General features: G+C 61.0%; 9 protein-coding genes. 5 read left to right on the top strand and 4 right to left on the bottom strand.

Annotation, left to right across the window (positions count from 1 at the left end):
- Positions 1-1,297: 1,297 nt before the first annotated feature.
- Complete coding sequence (locus BZG29_RS06520; RefSeq protein WP_077400257.1) at positions 1,298-4,360, top strand: TonB-dependent receptor; 3,063 nt, start codon at positions 1,298-1,300, stop codon at positions 4,358-4,360.
- A gap of 157 nt (positions 4,361-4,517) precedes the next feature.
- Here the strand turns inward: BZG29_RS06520 and BZG29_RS06525 are convergent, their stop codons facing one another.
- A complete protein-coding gene (locus BZG29_RS06525; RefSeq protein WP_077400261.1) occupies positions 4,518-5,243 on the bottom strand; it encodes a 16S rRNA (uracil(1498)-N(3))-methyltransferase in 726 nt (241 codons plus the stop codon).
- A gap of 188 nt (positions 5,244-5,431) precedes the next feature.
- Between BZG29_RS06525 and tkt the strand changes: the two genes are divergently transcribed.
- Positions 5,432-7,429 (top strand): transketolase, encoded by a 1,998-nt coding sequence (gene tkt, locus BZG29_RS06530; RefSeq protein ID WP_077400264.1) that lies wholly within the window; start codon positions 5,432-5,434, stop codon positions 7,427-7,429.
- Positions 7,430-7,506: 77 nt separating this feature from the next.
- Positions 7,507-8,517 carry a type I glyceraldehyde-3-phosphate dehydrogenase gene (gene gap / locus BZG29_RS06535; RefSeq protein ID WP_010395244.1) on the top strand — a complete coding sequence of 337 codons (1,011 nt, stop codon included), beginning with the start codon at positions 7,507-7,509 and terminating at the stop codon, positions 8,515-8,517.
- A gap of 65 nt (positions 8,518-8,582) precedes the next feature.
- Here the strand turns inward: gap and BZG29_RS06540 are convergent, their stop codons facing one another.
- The 3 genes from BZG29_RS06540 to glnE form a co-directional block, all read right to left on the bottom strand.
- A complete protein-coding gene (locus BZG29_RS06540) occupies positions 8,583-8,777 on the bottom strand; it encodes a hypothetical protein (protein WP_077400267.1) in 195 nt (64 codons plus the stop codon).
- Positions 8,778-8,916: 139 nt separating this feature from the next.
- Positions 8,917-9,693 carry a YoaK family protein gene (locus tag BZG29_RS06545; protein ID WP_077400270.1) on the bottom strand — a complete coding sequence of 259 codons (777 nt, stop codon included), beginning with the start codon at positions 9,691-9,693 and terminating at the stop codon, positions 8,917-8,919.
- Between the two features lie 13 nt (positions 9,694-9,706).
- Complete coding sequence (gene glnE / locus BZG29_RS06550; RefSeq protein WP_253192802.1) at positions 9,707-12,460, bottom strand: bifunctional [glutamate--ammonia ligase]-adenylyl-L-tyrosine phosphorylase/[glutamate--ammonia-ligase] adenylyltransferase; 2,754 nt, start codon at positions 12,458-12,460, stop codon at positions 9,707-9,709.
- Positions 12,461-12,719: 259 nt separating this feature from the next.
- On the opposite strand from glnE, the gene BZG29_RS06555 reads away from it, so the two are divergent.
- Positions 12,720-16,880 (top strand): YhdP family protein, encoded by a 4,161-nt coding sequence (locus BZG29_RS06555; RefSeq protein WP_366928701.1) that lies wholly within the window; start codon positions 12,720-12,722, stop codon positions 16,878-16,880.
- 57 nt (positions 16,881-16,937) lie between these two features.
- Positions 16,938-17,711, top strand: a complete 774-nt coding sequence (locus BZG29_RS06560) for a carbon-nitrogen hydrolase family protein (protein WP_253192803.1) — start codon at positions 16,938-16,940, stop codon at positions 17,709-17,711.
- Positions 17,712-17,713 lie beyond the last annotated feature (2 nt).

A 17,713-nucleotide genomic window follows, 5' to 3' on the forward strand; every position in this document is an offset into this window, starting at 1 on the left:
GACGCCACGTTCGCGCCGGATGCCTGACGCGATGACGCGGCACGACAGCGAGCTTCCGCAGCGCACCATTCTGGTGCGCCAGCCTGTCGTTTCGCCGCCACGGCAGGCATTGGCAATGCGACAGGCTGACTCTGTCCGAAGGCTTGATGGCCGGGGCCGTTGCCTGTTTTTAGATATTGCCCATTTTGTGCACGGTGCGCTGTTGTTGCGATATCAAATTACATACTTGTTGATCAGACGATTTTTGAAGCGGCAATAAGAAATTGAATATCAATATGTATAGGCAAATTATGAATTTTCTTGCCAAGTTGAATGGACAAGAGGTGCTGCAGCGATGCGGGGAGAGGGCATGTTGCGCAGCCTCGGGAAGGCTGCCATCGTGGCATGGCGGGTCAGCGTGCTGCTGGTGTTGCCACATTTAACCTGCGCGCATGGGAGGAAACTGCGAGCCGGCGCCGGCCATCAAGACCTGTTTTTAATTCCAGATTATTGTATGCAATAACTGCAGATGTTATCCATGCGATTTTCATCGATCGATAAGGGCATTGCATTATTGCGTTATGTTTTCTGATTTCTCAGATATGAATTTTTTGATGGCGCTGATTTTTTATTTCTCAGGGGGGGGATTCAGGGTGTGTTTCTATTTGTTTTTTTATTCTAATACTGAATATGGAAATTCTATTGCGGGATACTGATAATCGTTGATGCGTCTAATAACTTATATTCAAACGCAAATAACTCCGCGAGAAGTATTCATACAATGTAATTGAAAACCTCAGGTTTGAATAGTTCAATTCCATTGTGTGTTGTCAATCTGCAACAGGTCTGCCGCCATCCCGCATGCTTCGCATCCTCGGAAGGCGGCGTTTCAGCGGCTGCAGGAGCGCCATTGCAGGCATTCCAGGTTGTGGTCATGGCGAGAGGCGAGCGCAACGTCGTGTGTTTTCAAACAATAATTTTTCGCATATTAATATGCGTTTTTTTGCAGTGCATCAAATTGGTGCATTGCCGCACAATCTTGGACGCATTTGCCATTGTCCGGCTCCATTCATTTTGTTGTATCTTTACATCATATTTTCCTACTATGTTGACAGTGAACAATCGCATATGGTTTTATGTATCGCTTAGGCAAGTAGGTTTTTCCTGTTTTGTCTGAAGCCTGCCATATCAGTGGTGGGAGAGTGTCAAATCATCAAAAACTAAAACCGGAAATAAAAACGTATTAAACATGATTTAGTGCTTAAAATTTACCAAGCAACTCTACCAGAGACGCTTAATCTAATAATTAGGAAACCACATGTTGAGAAAAACAGTTTTAGTTCGTGCGCTGGCGCTGGCCTTCAGCGCCGGCGCCATGTCCGCCATGGTCGTTGCTCCCGTCATGGCGCAGTCGAACGCAGCAGGTAGTATTTTTGGTAAGGTCGGCAGCGGCGCTGGCGATACCGTCGTGTTGCAAAACAATGGTACCAACCAGACGCGCTCCACGGCAGTTGATGCAAACGGTTCATTCCGTGCCACGAGTCTGCCTATCGGCACCTATACCGTGACGCTGAAGAAGGGTGAATCGGTTGTTGGCACCACGTCGCTGGAAGTGCTGGCCGGTCAAGGCGTCGAGGCGATTTTCCCTGTTGCTGGCGGCGTTCAGGCCGTGCAAGTGACGGGTCGTCGCAACCGCATCGATATCTCGAGCTCGACCAATGGCGCGACCTTTACCGCGCGCGAGCTGGACAAGTTGCCGATCGCGCGTAACGTCGAGGCAATCGTTCAACTCTCCCCGAATACCACCCGTGGCGATCCGACCTATCCCGCCGGAGCCAGCTTCGGTGGTGGCGGCGCTTCGGAAAATGCCTACTACATCAACGGTTTCCCGGTAACCAACCCGCTGTCCCAATTGGGCGCGATGGAGCTCCCATTTGGCGCGATCGCTCAAGCTCAGGTTTTGACGGGTGGTTACGGCGTTGAATTTGGCCGTTCGGTTGGCGGCGTGGTCAACGTCACGACCAAATCCGGTACCAACACCTGGGAAGCCGGTGCACTGGTCTCGATCGCACCGAAGTCGTTGCGCGCCAAGTCGCGTGACATGTACTACGGCAATACCGGTGTTTTCCCGCAAACAGACGGGACTCTGCGTATTCGCCGCGAAGACAATGAATTCGAGCAAAAACAGTACTCCGCCTATGTTGGTGGTCCGCTGATCAAGGATACCTTGTTCGGTTTCGTTGCACTGGAACAAACTCGCGCCGAAAGCAATGGCGTCTTTGGCGGCCGCACCGCACTGACCAACAGTGATAACGGCTGGCGCGATTACAAGACCACCACGCAGCGCTACTTCGGTAAGCTGGACTGGAATATTTCCGATAATCATCGCATCGAGTTCACCACGATCGGTGACTTGCCAGAGACCGATACGCAATTCCGCTCGTATGATTACGCGACCCGCGCCGTCGGCAGCAAGGTCAACTCGTCTACCCACGAAGAATACGGCCCATTCAACCCGAACGGCGGCGAAGCCAACATTGCGCGCTACGTTGGTAACATTTCCGATAACCTGACCGTCACGGCCCTGTATGGCCAGTCGCGCGCCAAGCATATCTATGAGCCTACGGGCTACGATCCAACGCTGGCACAAGTGACTGCGGCAAAGGCGGATCAGGCGCCAGGCTTGAACTACACGGGCGGCCAGCCGTTCTCGACCAATCAACCAGTCAATGGTTCCATCGACCGCGTAACGTCCAAGCGTCTGGATTTGGAATACAAGATTGGCAACCACACCCTGCGTGCTGGTCTGGACAATAACAAGATGTCCTCGGCAGATGCTGGCGACGCTCTGGCCGGTGGCGCACTGTGGTTGTACGGCAAGACACCGGATGCTAGCAAGCCATTTGACGTTCCTGGCGGCCAAGTTGGCGCGCTGGCAGGCAAGGGCCCGCTCGCATCGCAAGGTTATTATGTGTCGCGTGTCCTGTCCTCGACCGTATCGAATGCTTTCGCTGGTCAGGATGCTCAGTACATTGAAGATCGCTGGCAAGTGACGAAGGACGTGTTGCTGACCGCAGGTCTGCGTCGCGAAGGCTTCTACAATGCCAACCAGGACGGCACCAAGTATATTGAGATGAAGAACCAATACGCTCCACGCGTAGCAGCAGTGTGGGACGTGAATGGCGATGCATCGTTCAAAGTATTCGGTAGCGCTGGCCGTTACACCCTGCAAATGCCAACCGTGATCGCTCTGCGCGGTGCAAACGGTTCGCTGAACACCAACCAGTACTACGCTTACACGGGTACGGATGCACATGGTGCGCCAACGGGCTTGACCCAGTTGACGGATGTCTTGTCTGCAAACAACGAATTCGGCCAAGCAAAAGATCCGAAAACCGTTGCTGCACTGGACATGAAGCCATCGTTCCAGGATGAGTTGACCCTGGGCTTTGAAAAGGCTTACAACCCTAGCCTGAATTTCGGTGCCAAGGTTACTTACCGTACCCTGAAATCGACGATCGATGACTTCTGCGATGGCCGCGTATTCGCAAAATACGCCAAGCGTAACGGTATCGATACTTCGAACTACGGCGGCTTCAACTGCGCATCGTTCAACCCGGGCGAAGCAAATGATTTCCTGGTTGACTTCGCCGGTACGCAGTCCAACTACACCCGCGTCCACCTGACGAAGGAAGACCTGGGCTTCGACAAGGCCAAGCGTACTTACGCTGCACTTGATGTGTTTGCTGAGCATCCATACCGTAACGGCTGGTATGGTAAGGTCAACTACACCCTGTCGCGCAGCAGCGGCAATACCGAAGGTCAGACGCTGTCCGATACCACGACTGGCCAGGCAGACGTTGCCGCTACCCAGACCTGGGATTACGCAGCACTGATGCGCTATGCGGACGGCCGCCTGCCAAATGATCGTAAGCATCAGATCAAGGCTTACGGCTTCTACGACCTGACCCCAGAGTGGACCCTGGGTGCAGCCGCCTTGCTCGCTTCGGGCCGCCCACGTTCGTGTGTCGGTACCAATCCGAACACGCAGTCGGCAGACGACATCGGCTTTAACTATCAGTCCGCTTCGCACTACTGCTTCGGTGCAACTGGCAACCAGAACGTTCCTTCGCCACGTGGCGCTGTGGGCAATCTGCCATGGGACAAAAACCTGGACTTGAACGTTTCGTACAAACCAGCTTATGTGCCAGGCCTGTCGGTTAAACTGGACATCTTCAATGTGTTCGACACGCAAACCACGCAAAAAGTGGTTGAGCGCTACAACACCAACCAGGCACGCTATGCTCTGTATGAATCGGTACTGAGCTACACCGCACCTCGTTCGATGAAGTTCACCGCTGAGTTCAACAAGAAGTTCTAATTGTGTGATGGCCGCCGGCTTGCCGGCGGCTTGCAAAAGACACGATTTCAGTAAAAATGCCGCGCCCTGTCAGACAGGGTGCGGCATTTTTTTTGGCTATGTCCACGGCAGGCGTGGGAACGCCCCCGGCATTGCCTTCAATATGGTTTCTGGCCTCTTACATCCCGCCCCACAATGCCGCCAGCGTGGCCAGCGCCGTCAGGCCCGCCGTTTCCGTGCGCAGGATGCGCGGGCCCATCGCCAGGCCGATGGCGCCGGCGGCCAGCGCGGCTTTTTCTTCCGCTTCCGAAAAGCCGCCTTCCGGGCCCACCATCACGGTGATCGCCTGCGGCGGCTGGTGACGCGCCCAGTCGGCCAGCGACTGCTCCGCGCGCGGCGTCAAAATGATGCGTTTATGCAAATCTTGTTGCTTGCTCCAGCTATTGAACTCTTGCAATGGCGCCAGCTGCGCCAGGCGGTTGCGTCCGCATTGTTCCGAAGCGGAAACGATAATGCCTTGCCAATGCGCGAGTTTTTTCTCGGCCCGCTCGGCGGACAGGCGCACGACGCAACGCTGCGCCGACAGCGGCACGATGCCTGCCGCGCCCAGTTCGATGGCTTTTTCGATGATCCAGTCCATCTTCGACGCTTCCGGCAGCGCCTGCGCCAGGGTCACGGCATACGGCAGTTCCGCCTCGCGCGCCACGTGCGTCTGGATTTCAGCCGTCACGCTGCGCTTGGCGACCGTTACCAGGCTCGCTTGCACTTCTCCCCCTTCGCCATTGAACAGGGTGATGAGGTCGCCCGGCGCCAGGCGCACGACCTGGATATGGTGGGCGACAGCCTCCGGCAGGGCGATGGTGGTGCCGGCAACGAGCGGCTGGGGGCAGAAAAAACGCGGCATGCAAATCCTCAACGGGGGTGTAAGTGGGGTGGAAAGACGTCAAAGTATAGCCATTTGGCGGGCCAGTACGCCGCAATTCTAATTTGCGGTCCCCCAGTCTGGTAAAATACTTGACCACAGAAAGCAGCCGGCTTCCCTGTCCGTGCTGTTGCAAACGAATCCCAAACTCGCGACTGACCCACACCATCATGACAACTACGCTCCCGACTACCAAAATGGCCAATGCGATCCGCGCACTGGCAATGGACGCTGTACAAAAGGCCAACTCCGGCCATCCAGGCATGCCGATGGGCATGGCCGAGATCGCAGTTGCCCTGTGGAGCGGTCACTATCGCCACAATCCCGCCAATCCTAAATGGCAGAACCGCGACCGTTTCCTGTTGTCGAACGGCCACGGCTCGATGCTGCACTACGCGCTGCTGCACCTGACGGGCTACGATCTGTCGATGGATGACATCAAGGCGTTCCGCCAGATGCATTCGAAAACCCCGGGCCACCCGGAAGTCGATGTCACGCCAGGCATTGAAACGACCACCGGCCCGCTGGGCCAGGGCATCGCCAACGCCGTCGGCATGGCCCTGTCGGAGCAACTGCTGGCTGCTGAATTCAACAAGCCTGGCTACGACATCGTCAACCACTACACCTACGCCTTCGTCGGCGATGGTTGCCTGATGGAAGGTATTTCGCACGAAGTGTGCGCGCTGGCCGGCACCCTGGGCTTGAACAAACTGATCGCCCTGTACGACGACAACGGCATTTCCATCGACGGCAAAGTCGAAGGCTGGTTCACGGACGACACCCCGGCGCGCTTCGAAGCGTACGGCTGGAACGTCATCCGCGCCGTCGACGGCCACGATGTTGCCGCCGTGGCTGCCGCCATCGCCGCCGCCAAGACGGCCAGCAAGCCAACCCTGATCTGCTGCAAGACCATCATCGGCAAGGGTTCGCCGAACCTGCAAGGCGGCGACAAGGTCCACGGCGCCGCGCTGGGCGACAAGGAAATCGCCGCCGTGCGCGAATACATCGGCTGGGATGCCGCACCGTTCGAGATGCCGGCCGACGTGTACGCCGCCTGGGATGCCAAGAAGCAAGGCGCCCTGCTGGAAGCGGACTGGAACGAGCGCTTTGTCGCCTACGGCCGTGAATTCCCGCAGCAAGCCGCGGAACTGAGCCGCCGCATGCAGGGCGAGCTGCCACAGGCATTCGAAGCGGCCCTGAGCGCCGCCATCGCTTCCTGCGTGGAAAAGAAAGAAAACATCGCCACCCGCAAGGCCAGCCAGAACGCCATCCAGGCGCTGGCTTCGTCCCTGCCGGAATTCCTCGGCGGTTCGGCCGACCTGACCGGTTCGAACCTGACCAACTGGAAAGAGTGCGTGGCCGTGCGTTCGGGCCAGCCTGGCAACCACATCAACTACGGCGTGCGCGAATTCGGCATGAGCGCCATCATGAACGGCATCACCCTGCACGGCGGCTACATCCCGTTCGGCGCCACGTTCCTGACGTTCTCCGACTACAGCCGCAATGCCCTGCGCATGGCCGCCCTGATGAAACTGCGTTCGATCTTCGTGTTTACCCACGATTCGATCGGCCTGGGCGAAGACGGCCCGACGCACCAATCGGTCGAGCACGTCTCCTCGATGCGTCTGATCCCGAACCTGGACAACTGGCGTCCATGCGACACCGTCGAGTCGGCTGCTGCCTGGGGCGCCGCCGTGCGCCGCAAGGATGGCCCGTCGACCCTGATCTTCTCGCGCCAGAACCTGCCGTACCAGGAGCGTAGCGCCGAACAGATCGAGAACATCTTCCGCGGCGGCTATGTGCTGAACGACGTGGCGGACGCCAAGGCGATCCTGATCGCCACCGGTTCCGAAGTGGAACTGGCCGTCGCCGCCGCCAGCGCGCTGGCTGCCGAAGGCATCAACGTGCGCGTGGTGTCGATGCCGTCGACCGACGTGTATGACCGCCAGGACGCCGCCTACAAGGCCAGCGTGCTGACGAAAGGCGTGCCGCGCGTGGCCATCGAAGCGGGCGTGACCAGCTTCTGGTACAAGTATGTGGGCCTGGAAGGCGCCGTGGTCGGTATCGACACGTTCGGCGAATCGGCTCCGGCTGGCGTGCTGTTCAAGCACTTCGGCTTCACGGTCGAGAATGTCGTAGCCAAGGTTAAAGCCGTTATCGCTGGCTAATATTGATTTTGAGCAGACCCCGGCAAGGTAGTGCCGGGGGGCTGTGCTGATACCTTTTTTTTAATCAGGAGCAGAGTATGACGATCAAAGTTGCAATCAACGGCTACGGCCGCATCGGCCGTAATGTATTGCGCGCTTTCTACGAAGGCGGCAAGAAACAGGATATCCAGATCGTTGCCATCAACGACCTGGGCGATGCCAAATCGAACGCCCACCTGACCCGCTACGACACTGCGCACGGCAAGTTCCCGGGCACCGTCACCGTCGAAGGCGACAACATGATCGTCAATGGCGATCCGATCCGCGTATTCGCACAGCGCAACCCGGCTGAAATCCCATGGGGCGAGCTGGGCGTGGACGTTGTGCTGGAATGCACGGGCTTCTTCACCACCAAAGAGAAAGCTTCGGCTCACTTGAAGGGCGGCGCGAAAAAAGTCATCATCTCGGCACCGGGCGGCAAGGACGTCGATGCAACCGTCGTGTTCGGCGTGAACCACTCCGTGCTGAAATCGACCGACACCGTCATCTCGAACGCTTCGTGCACCACCAACTGCCTGGCACCGCTGGTCAAGCCATTGAACGACGCCATCGGCATCGAAACGGGCCTGATGACCACCGTGCACGCCTACACCAACGACCAGGTGCTGTCCGACGTGATGCATGAAGACCTGCGCCGCGCCCGTTCGGCCACCATGAGCATGATCCCGACCAAGACGGGCGCCGCTGCCGCCGTGGGCCTGGTGCTGCCTGAGCTGAATGGCAAGCTGGACGGCTTTGCCATCCGCGTGCCGACCATCAACGTGTCGCTGGTCGACCTGTCCTTCATCGCCAAGCGCGACACCACCGTGGAAGAAGTCAACGCGCTGATGAAAGCCGCGTCGGAAGGCGCCCTGGAAGGCATCCTGACGTACCAGACCGAACCGCTGGTCTCGATCGACTTCAACCACAACCCGGCGTCGTCGAACTTCGACTCGACCCTGACCAAAGTGTCGGGCCGCCTGGTAAAAGTGTCGTCGTGGTACGACAATGAGTGGGGTTTCTCGAACCGCATGCTCGACACCACCGTTGCATTGATGTCGGCCAAGTAATTTTTTGACCGCATAAGCAAAAAACGCCCTTCGGGGCGTTTTTTTCGTCTGTTGCTTTAGTCCGCTTACTCAGGGTCGACGTTGGCGCACTGTGCGTACCAGAGTTCGCAGTCATTGTTATTGCCCTGATAGCAGCTGTTCAAGAGATAGGTGCACGTATCCGGCGGTCTGCGTGCATGTTCGGTCGCGTTACTGGCAAACGAGGCGGCAACTCCGACAGCGGCGGCAAAGACAAACAGGGCTTTTTTGATGGAAATCATTTTTCTCGCTTTCACAATTGGACAACGATAGGGTGTCAAATCAAAACGCCGTCCTGCCAAGCCTGATTGGCTCGCTGGACACAGAAAAATATTAGCATTAAAACCAGTATATTATTGCTTTAAGGAAAAATATTTTTTGCTAACGGAGGATGTGCAGGCGGCGCCGGTAAAAGCGCCACAGCAGGCGCAAGTCGCGCAGCACGGGCACGCCGGACAACAGGGTCAGCACGCCGGCGAGCAGGATGGTGGCAGCCGGAAAGCCGATGTGCTTGAAGGCCAGGGCGCCGCTGACGCCGCCGATGAAGAAGCAGGCGATCAGCAGGCTGTGCGTTCTCAGCTTGCCGCGGTTGACCTTCACCATCCGGTCCGGCAGGTGGCGCCGGTTGTAATACGCCATCTTGCCCAGTTCGATGCCGATGTCGGTGGACAGCCCCGTCACGTGCGTGGTGCGGATGACGGCGCCCGAAATCTTGGTGATGATGGCGTTCTGCAAGCCCATCACAAAGCACAGCAGCAAGATGGTGACGGGGCCCAGCACGTCGGGCATGGTGGCCAGGTAACTGCCCGTCAAGCCGAACAGCAGTAATAATGCCGCTTCCAGCAGCAGGCTGGCGGCAAACTGGCTGTGCAGCCGGCGCCGCTTGCCCCAGTTCACCATGATGGCCGTCACGGCCGCGCCGCTGACAAAGGCCAGCCAGGCGCCCAGCGCGGCCAGGGCCAGCGTGATATTGCCCAGCGCCAAGTCATCTGCCATGCCCGAGACGATGCCCGTCATGTGCGAGGTATAGCCGCCGATGGCGAGAAAACCGCCCGCGTTGACGGCGCCGGCCACCAGTGCCAGCACGCAGCCCAGCTGCAGGTTGGCTTGCGTATCGCGCGCCGATCCGCTCAGACGGGACAGGTAATGAAGCGGCATGCCCGGGCCGGCCTCAGGCGGTGGCGCCGAAGATGGCTTGCCACAGGCGCATGACGTTGTCCGCATGCACGCGCACTCTTTCCGGTTCCACGCGGGCCAGGTCTTGCCCCTGCAGGCGCAGCTGGTGCTGCAGCTTGCGCAGCGCGCGGTAGGCGTCGGCCACCAGGGCGGCCAGTTGCGCGTCGATCAGCCCCAGCTCGCCGCACAGGCGCAGCAGGGCGATATTGCCCGAGTTGGCCGTCAGCTGCGGATATTGCGCCGCATGCTGGAGCACCAGGTATTGCACCATGAATTCGATGTCGATCATGCCGCCCGGATCTTGTTTCAGATCAAAGCTGCCGGGGCGGGACGGGTGGGCATCGAGCATTTTCTTGCGCATGGCCACCACTTCGCCCTTGAGCGGGCCGTTTTCCGGCCTTTCCTTGCGCAAGATCGTGTCGCGGATGCGTTCGAAATGCTTGCCGATGCTGACGTCGCCCGCGCAAAAGCGCGCGCGCGTGAGCGCCTGGTGTTCCCACACCCAGGCCGCGCTGCCCTGGTAGCGCTCGAAGGCTTGCACGCTGGACACCAGCATGCCCGAGGCGCCGTCGGGGCGCAGGGCGATGTCGATATCGAACAAAATGCCGGCCGAAGTGTGCGAGGTCATCCAGGTAATGAAACGCTGCGCCAGTTTGGCGTACAGGCCGGGCGCTTCCTGGTCGTCGTCGTCGAACAGGAAAATGACGTCGAGGTCCGAGACATAGCCCAGTTCCTTGCCGCCCAGCTTGCCGTACGCGATGACGGCGAATTTCGGCACCTCGCGGTGGCGCGCCGGTAAGGTTTGCCAGACGGCTTGCACGGTGGCGGCGACGATGATGTCGGCCAGCTGCGACAGGTAATCGGCCAGCTTTTCCACGCTCAGGTCGCCCGCCAGGTCTTGCGCCAGGCACTGGAACAGCTGCGCGTGGTGTGTTTCGCGCAGGATATCCATCTGCCGCTCCGTGTCGCCGGGCGCGTCGTCGAGCTGGCGCTGCAAGTCGAGCGCCAGCGCGGCCGGATCCGGCACCGTGTTGCGGATGCGTTCATCGAGCAGCTCGTCGAGCAGGATCGGGTGCTGCGTGAGGAAGGTGGCGGCCCAGCCGCTGGCGCACACCATGCGCACGACGCGCTCGAGCGTGTGCGGGTATTCCGTCAGCAGCGACAGATAGGCCGAGCGGCGCGCAATCGCTTCCAGGAAATCGAGCAGCCGGCCCAGGGTGGCCAGCTGGCTCGCGTTGCCGTTGGACACGGAGCAATCGGTGATCAGGGGCAGGGCGGAATTGACGAGGGCCACCAAACGCGTGCGGCTCGCCTCGGGCAACGATTGCAACCGCGGCGCCTGCCACGTGGCCAGCAAACGGCGCGCGCAGGCGGCCGGCTCGTGGAAGCCCAGGGCGGCAAAGCGCGCCTCGATGGCTTCCTGCTGGTCCGAGGCGGCGCAGTCGTTCGACGTTTGCGGGTCGATGCCCGTGTCGGCCGGCGGCGTGCCGCTGCTCTTGTCGCTGAACATTTCGTCGAATTGACCGGCGACAAACACGCGGTGCGCTTCCAGCTGGGCCAGCAGGGTGGGCGTGTCGGGCAAGCCCATCATCTGCGCCACGGCCAGGCGGTCGGCGTCATTCGCGGGCAGGGTGTGGGTTTGCGCATCGTCAAGATACTGCAGTCGGTGTTCGAGGTTGCGCAGGAAAGTGTAGGAGCCAAGCAACTGTTCCACGATGGCCGGTTCCAGCAGCCCCTTGTCCGCCACCGTGCGCAGGGTGGCGCGCGTGGAACGCTCGCGCAGCTCCGCGTCGCGTCCGCCCCGTATCAATTGAAACACTTGCGCGAGGAATTCGATTTCGCGGATGCCGCCACGGCCCAGCTTGACGTTGTTGCTGCGGTCCGGATGCAGGCGCTCTTGGCGGTTGACCTCGGCGCGGATCTGGCCATGCATGGTGCGGATGGCATCGATGACGCCGAAATCGAGGTAGCGGCGGAAGACAAACGGGCGCACGATGGCGTCGAGCGCGGCGATGTCCTCGGCATTGCCCGTCACGGCGCGCGCCTTGACCCAGGCATAGCGCTCCCATTCGCGCCCTTGCACGATCAGGTACTGTTCCACCATGCTGAGGCTGGCGGCCAGCGGACCCGAGTTGCCGTTCGGACGCAGTGCCATGTCCACGCGGAAAGTAAAGCCGTCTTGCGTGATCTCGGCCAGGGCGGCGATCAGTTTCTTGCCCATGCGAATGAAAAACTCGTGATTCGACAGGCTGCGCTGGCCCGGCTGGGTAGCTTGCGTGTCGCCGTCTTCCGGATATACAAAGATCAGGTCGATATCCGACGAGACATTCAGTTCGCCGCCGCCCTGCTTGCCCATCGCCAGCACCATCAAGGCCTGTTCCTCGCCCGATTCCTCGCCGACCGGCATGCCGTGCAGGGCCACCATCTCGGCCATGATGGCGTCCACATGCGTGCGGATGGCGAAATCGGCAAAACCCGTCATGGCCGTGACGACTTCGTTCAAGTCGGCCTGGCCGCCCAGATCGCGCGCGATCAGGCCGCAGACGAGCAGGTTGCGCAGGCGGCGCATGGCCCGTTCTGGCGGCAGCGGCGGCGTGGCGGCGTTCGCCTGCTCGGCCAGCGTGGCGGCAAAGTCGAGCTTGTCCAACGGCGCGCGCACCAGTTGCGCTGCCTGCGCGGCGCGCTCGGGGGCGGCGTCCAGCCAGCGCTGGTAGAAACGGGAGGCGGAGATCAAAGGCTGTGTGCTCATGGTATCGGTGACTGTCTCGTGGATGCTGCGTGCATGTTCTTGTTTAACTTGGCTGCGAATGGCGGGGGATGCGGTAAAATTGTGCCGCTGGCCGAACACCGCCGGCAGTACGTGCTCTTCCGGACGATGGTAAGGGAGGCTTTGCTCAGAAGCAAGCGCGAGGATGCAGGCGCGCACCACGAATGCAGACGATTTTTGCCATTATTTGACGCCGGGCCAGTTTATTAGCTTATTGATGCAAAAACCGCCAGAAGCAAGCGTGACAGAACATGTGCCATTGGCCCTGCGCTGGCAGCGGCTGCGTGCCGCCTATCGCATGGCCAACCTGGCCACCCACCACGTATTGGGTTTTACCATCAAGCTGGTGCTGCTGGCGTATTTCGCCTTCGCCGTGCTGTTTTTATTCCTGCGCTACGCCATTTTGCCGAATATCGACTATTACAAAGGCGATATCGAGCGGGCGGCCAGCCGCGCGCTGGGCAACCCTGTCAGTATCGCGCGTATTTATGCTTCCTGGCATGGCGTGCGGCCGAATCTCTTCCTCGGCGACGTGACCCTGCGCGACCAGGCGGGGCGCCAGGCGCTGAGCCTGCCGAGCATTTCGGCCACCGTGTCGTGGTGGAGCGTACTCGGTTCCGTGCGCTTCACTACCCTGGAAATTACGCGGCCCGATCTGGCCGTGCGGCGCAGCATGGATGGCAAGTTGTATGTGGCCGGCGTGTTGATCGACAGCACGCAAAGCAGCGATGGCAAGGGTGCCGACTGGCTGCTGTCGCAGCATGACATCATCATTCGCGATGGCAAGGTGCGCTGGACGGACGAAGCGCGCGGCACGCCGGAGCTGGCTTTAACCCAGGTCAACTTGCTGCTGCGCAACCGCTGGCGCAGCCACCGGCTGGGCTTGCAGGCCACGCCGCCCGCCAGCCTGGCCGCGCCCATCGATGTGCGCGCTCACTTCACGCATCCCCCTTTCAGCACGCGCATCTCCGATGTATCGATGTGGAAGGGCGAGCTGTACGCCGACCTGAAAAACGCCGACCTGGCCGCCTGGCGCCGCTACCTCGATTACCCATTCGAACTGAGCCAGGGCAAGGGCGCCCTGCGCGCCTGGTTGAGCCTGGATCACGCGCGCCTGGCCGGCTTCACGGCCGACGTGGGCTTGACGGATGTGCAGGCGCGGCTGGGCGAGCATATCGCCCCGCTCGACCTGCTGTCGGTCAGCGGGCGCATTTCGGCCAAGGAAGAGCTGTCGGCGCAGGTGCCGGATGGCAAGCCCACCTTTGGCGCGAACGGCCATCAGGTCGAGCTGACGAATTTCGCGGTGGAAACCCGCGACGGCCTCAGCCTGCCACCCACCACCCTGTCCGAGCGTTTTATTGCCGCCACGCAGCGCAAGCCGGCGCGCACGGAAATCACGGCCAAGTCGCTTGATCTGCAAACCCTGGCCGCGCTGGCCGACAAGCTGCCGCTGGGCGAACAGCAGCGCCAGCGCCTCGACGCCCTGGCGCCGCGCGGGCGCTTGCAGGATTTCTCGGCGCAATGGGAAGGCGAGATGGCGACGCCGGCCAGCTACCGATTGCGCGGCAAGCTCATCGACCTGGGCTTGAATGCGCAGCCGGCGCGCCTGGCCGTGGCGAAGACGGCGACCAGCCCCGCGCAGGCGGCCGCACCGGCCATTCCCGGCTTCGATAGACTCAGCGGCAGCATCGATGCCAACGACAAGGGCGGCAGCATCAATATCGATGCGCAGGACCTGGTGCTGCAGTTTCCATCGTACCTGAGCGAGCCGGCCATGCCGTTCGAACAATTCGCCATGCAGGCGCGCTGGACCTTCGAAGCAGAGAATATGCTGCAAGTCGAGCTGGACAAGCTCGACTTCAATCAGCAAGGCTTGCGCGTCGCCTTGCAAGGCACGCACCGCATGCCGCTCGACGGCAAGAACCTGGGCCAGGTCGACCTCACGGGCACGATCGACAATTTCCAGATCAACACCATCGGCCGCTACCTGCCGCTGCAAACGCCCGAGCACCTGCGCCACTGGCTGACGGGGGCGCTGGAAGGCGGCGTGGCGCGCGATGTCAGCCTGCGCCTGCGCGGCGAACTCGAGCATTTCCCCTTCAAGGGGGATACGCCGGCCCAGCGCAACCGGGGCGACTTCCGCGTGGCCGGCAAGCTCGAGAACGGCACCCTGAACTACGCGCCCGGCGAATTCGCGGAAAGCGGTCCGCTGGCCGGCAAGGCGCCCCTGTGGCCGCAGGCGGACAAGATCAAGGGCAGCTTTATTTTCGAGCGGGCGCGCATGGAAATCCGCGGCGACACGGCCACCACGGGCGGCGTGGCATTGACGAATGTCAAAGCCGTGATCCCCGACCTGACCGTTTTCGACACCTTGCTCGACATTGAAGGCAACGCGGCCGGCCCGATGCAGGAATTCCTCAAGTACGTGACAGCCAGCCCCGTGCTGGGCTGGATCGAGCATTTCACGGATGAAACGACAGCGACGGGCAACGCCAAACTGGCCCTCAAATTGCACTTGCCGATCGAGCGCATGCTCGAATCGACCGTGCAGGGCAGCTTGCAGCTGGCCGGCAACGACGTGGTGCTGTTCCACGACATGCCGCCCGTGCTGGGCACGCAGGGCAAGATCGAATTCAATGAAAAGGGCGTCAACCTGAATGGCTTGAACGGCAGCCTGCTGGGCGGTCCGCTGGCCATCTCGGGCGGCACGCAGGCGGACAGTTCCATCCAGGTCAAGATTGCCGGCAACATGACCATCGACGGCTTGCGTAAGACGTATCCGGCGCCCGTGCTGCAGCGCCTGGCGAAACATTTGAATGGCGGCGCGCGCTATAGCGGCTTGATCACGGCGCGCGACCACCAGGTGGTGGTCAATGTCGAGTCGCCGCTGACGGGCCTGGGCCTGGATTTCCCCGCCCCCCTGAAAAAACCGGCCGGCGACAGCCTGCCCGTGAAATTCACCTTGACGGGCAATGCGGCCAACGGCGCGGGCTTGCGCACGGACGATATCCGCATCGCGCTGGGCTCCGGCATTGCCGCGCGTTACCAGCGTCAGAAGCAGGGCAAGGACGCCTGGCGCCTGGTGCGCGGCGGCATCGGCGTGAATGTGCCGGCGCCGGAACCGGATAGCGGCATGATGTTCAATGTCAACATGAAAACCCTGGACGTGGACAGCTGGATCGCCGCCGGCAGCGAGATCGCCGGTAGCGGCTCGGCGCCCGCCGACAGCGGCGCCGCCGACGATGCGCCCGATATCGCGCAATACGTGGTGCCGGACATGATGGCCGCCCGCGCCAGCGAACTGATGCTGGGCGAGCGCAAGCTGGAAAACGTGGTGGTCGGCGCCACGCACCAGAAGGATGTGTGGCAAGCCAATATTGATGCGAAACAAGTGTCCGGCTATGTGACGTGGCTGGAAACGCCGTCCGGCCTGGGCAAGATGACGGCGCGCCTGTCGTCGCTGATCATTCCGGAGTCGGCCGCCAACGACGTGAAAAATTTGCTGGAAGGAAAGAGCGGCGCCCAGTCGATCCCTTCGCTCGATATCGTCGCCGAGCAATTCGAGCTGTTCAACAAGAAGATCGGCCGGTTGGAGTTGCAAGCCTATAACACCATGGCGGCGGGCGGGCGTGAGTGGCGCGTGGGCAAGCTGCAACTGTCGAATCCCGATGGCGCCCTGAGCGGCAATGGCAAATGGGTCATCAAGGATGGGCAAAGCACGACCAGCCTGCGTTTCGGCCTCGATATCGTCGATGCGGGCAAGCTGCTCGACCGCTTCGGCTTTGCCGACACGGTGCGCCGCGGCAAGGGCCGCCTGAGCGGCGACATCGCCTGGAACGGCTTGCCGTATTCGCTCGACATTCCTACCCTGTCGGGGCAGATCGAGATGAACGTGGAATCGGGCCAGTTCCTCAAGCAGGATCCGGGCGCGGCCAAGCTGTTGGGCGTGCTCAGCCTGCAAGCCTTGCCCCGCTTGCTGAAACTCGATTTCCACGACGTGTTTTCCGAAGGCCTGGCCTTCGACGGCATCACGGCCAACGCCAGCATCAAGCGCGGCGTGGTGAGCACCGATAACCTCAAGATGCATGGCGTGGCGGCAACTGTGCTGATGGATGGCACGGCCGATATCGCCAATGAAACGACGAATTTGCACGTAGTGGTGATCCCGGAATTCAACCTGGGCACGGGGCCGCTCGTGTACGCGCTGGCCGTCAACCCCGTCATCGGCCTGGGCAGTTTCCTGGCGCAATTGTTCCTGCGCGCGCCCGTGATGAAGGCGCTCACTTACCATATGCAGATCGCCGGGCCGTGGAAAGCGCCCGTCGTGACCAAGCTCGATGGTGGTAAATTGGACCCTGTCGCCGTGCCTGCCGCTGCAGCGGTGGAGGCCGTGGCGAAATAGGCGCGGCGTTCGAATGGAGAAGAGGTGGCAATGATGCATACAGTCGCAGCAGTACAAATGATTTCCTCGCCTTCCGTGGAAGACAACCTGGCCACGGCGCGCCGCCTGGTGGCGCAGGCCGCCGCCGGAGGCGCGCAACTGGTGGTGCTGCCCGAGTACTGGGCCATCATGGGCAAGCAGGAAACGGACAAGCTGGCCCATGCGGAACAGCCCGGCAGCGGACCGATCCAGGATGGCATGGCGCAGATGGCGCGCCAGCATGGCATCTGGCTGATCGGCGGCACCTTGCCCCTGATTTCCGGAGAGGAAGGCAAGGTACTCAATACCACGCTGGTGTACGACCCGCAAGGCGAACCGGCCGGCCGCTACGACAAGATCCACCTGTTCGGTTTTACGCGCGGCGCCGAGTCGTACAACGAATCGCGCACCATCGTGCCCGGTGCGCAGGTGCGCTCCATCGAGACGCCGTTCGGCCGGGTCGGCCTGTCCATCTGCTATGACCTGCGCTTTCCCGAACTGTACCGCGCCATGGGCGATTGCGCGTTGATCGTCGTGCCGGCCGCGTTTACCCATACGACGGGCAGCGCCCACTGGGAAGTGCTGCTGCGCGCGCGCGCCATCGAAAACCAGTGCTATGTGCTGGCCTCGGCGCAGGGCGGCTTGCATCCGAACGGCCGCCGCACCTGGGGCCACAGCATGCTGATCGACCCGTGGGGCGAAGTGAAAGCCGTGTTGCCCGAAGGCGAGGGCGTGGTCAGCGGCGAGATCGACCTGCTGTTTTTGGCCGGCGTGCGCGAGTCGCTGCCAGCGCTCGCCCACCGCACCATGTAAAT

Origin of the sequence: Janthinobacterium sp. LM6, from assembly GCF_002002885.1 — a bacterium.
Lineage (GTDB): Bacteria > Pseudomonadota > Gammaproteobacteria > Burkholderiales > Burkholderiaceae_D > Janthinobacterium > Janthinobacterium kumbetense.

What these genes read in the sequence shown, in the direction of transcription:
- BZG29_RS06520 (WP_077400257.1), top strand. Translation starts at nt 1,298, where the DNA reads ATGTTGAGAAAAACAGTTTTAGTTCGTGCGCTGGCGCTGGCCTTCAGC.
- BZG29_RS06525 (WP_077400261.1), bottom strand. Translation starts at nt 5,243, where the DNA reads ATGCCGCGTTTTTTCTGCCCCCAGCCGCTCGTTGCCGGCACCACCATC.
- tkt (WP_077400264.1), top strand. Translation starts at nt 5,432, where the DNA reads ATGACAACTACGCTCCCGACTACCAAAATGGCCAATGCGATCCGCGCA.
- gap (WP_010395244.1), top strand. Translation starts at nt 7,507, where the DNA reads ATGACGATCAAAGTTGCAATCAACGGCTACGGCCGCATCGGCCGTAAT.
- BZG29_RS06540 (WP_077400267.1), bottom strand. Translation starts at nt 8,777, where the DNA reads ATGATTTCCATCAAAAAAGCCCTGTTTGTCTTTGCCGCCGCTGTCGGA.
- BZG29_RS06545 (WP_077400270.1), bottom strand. Translation starts at nt 9,693, where the DNA reads ATGCCGCTTCATTACCTGTCCCGTCTGAGCGGATCGGCGCGCGATACG.
- glnE (WP_253192802.1), bottom strand. Translation starts at nt 12,460, where the DNA reads ATGAGCACACAGCCTTTGATCTCCGCCTCCCGTTTCTACCAGCGCTGG.
- BZG29_RS06560 (WP_253192803.1), top strand. Translation starts at nt 16,938, where the DNA reads ATGATTTCCTCGCCTTCCGTGGAAGACAACCTGGCCACGGCGCGCCGC.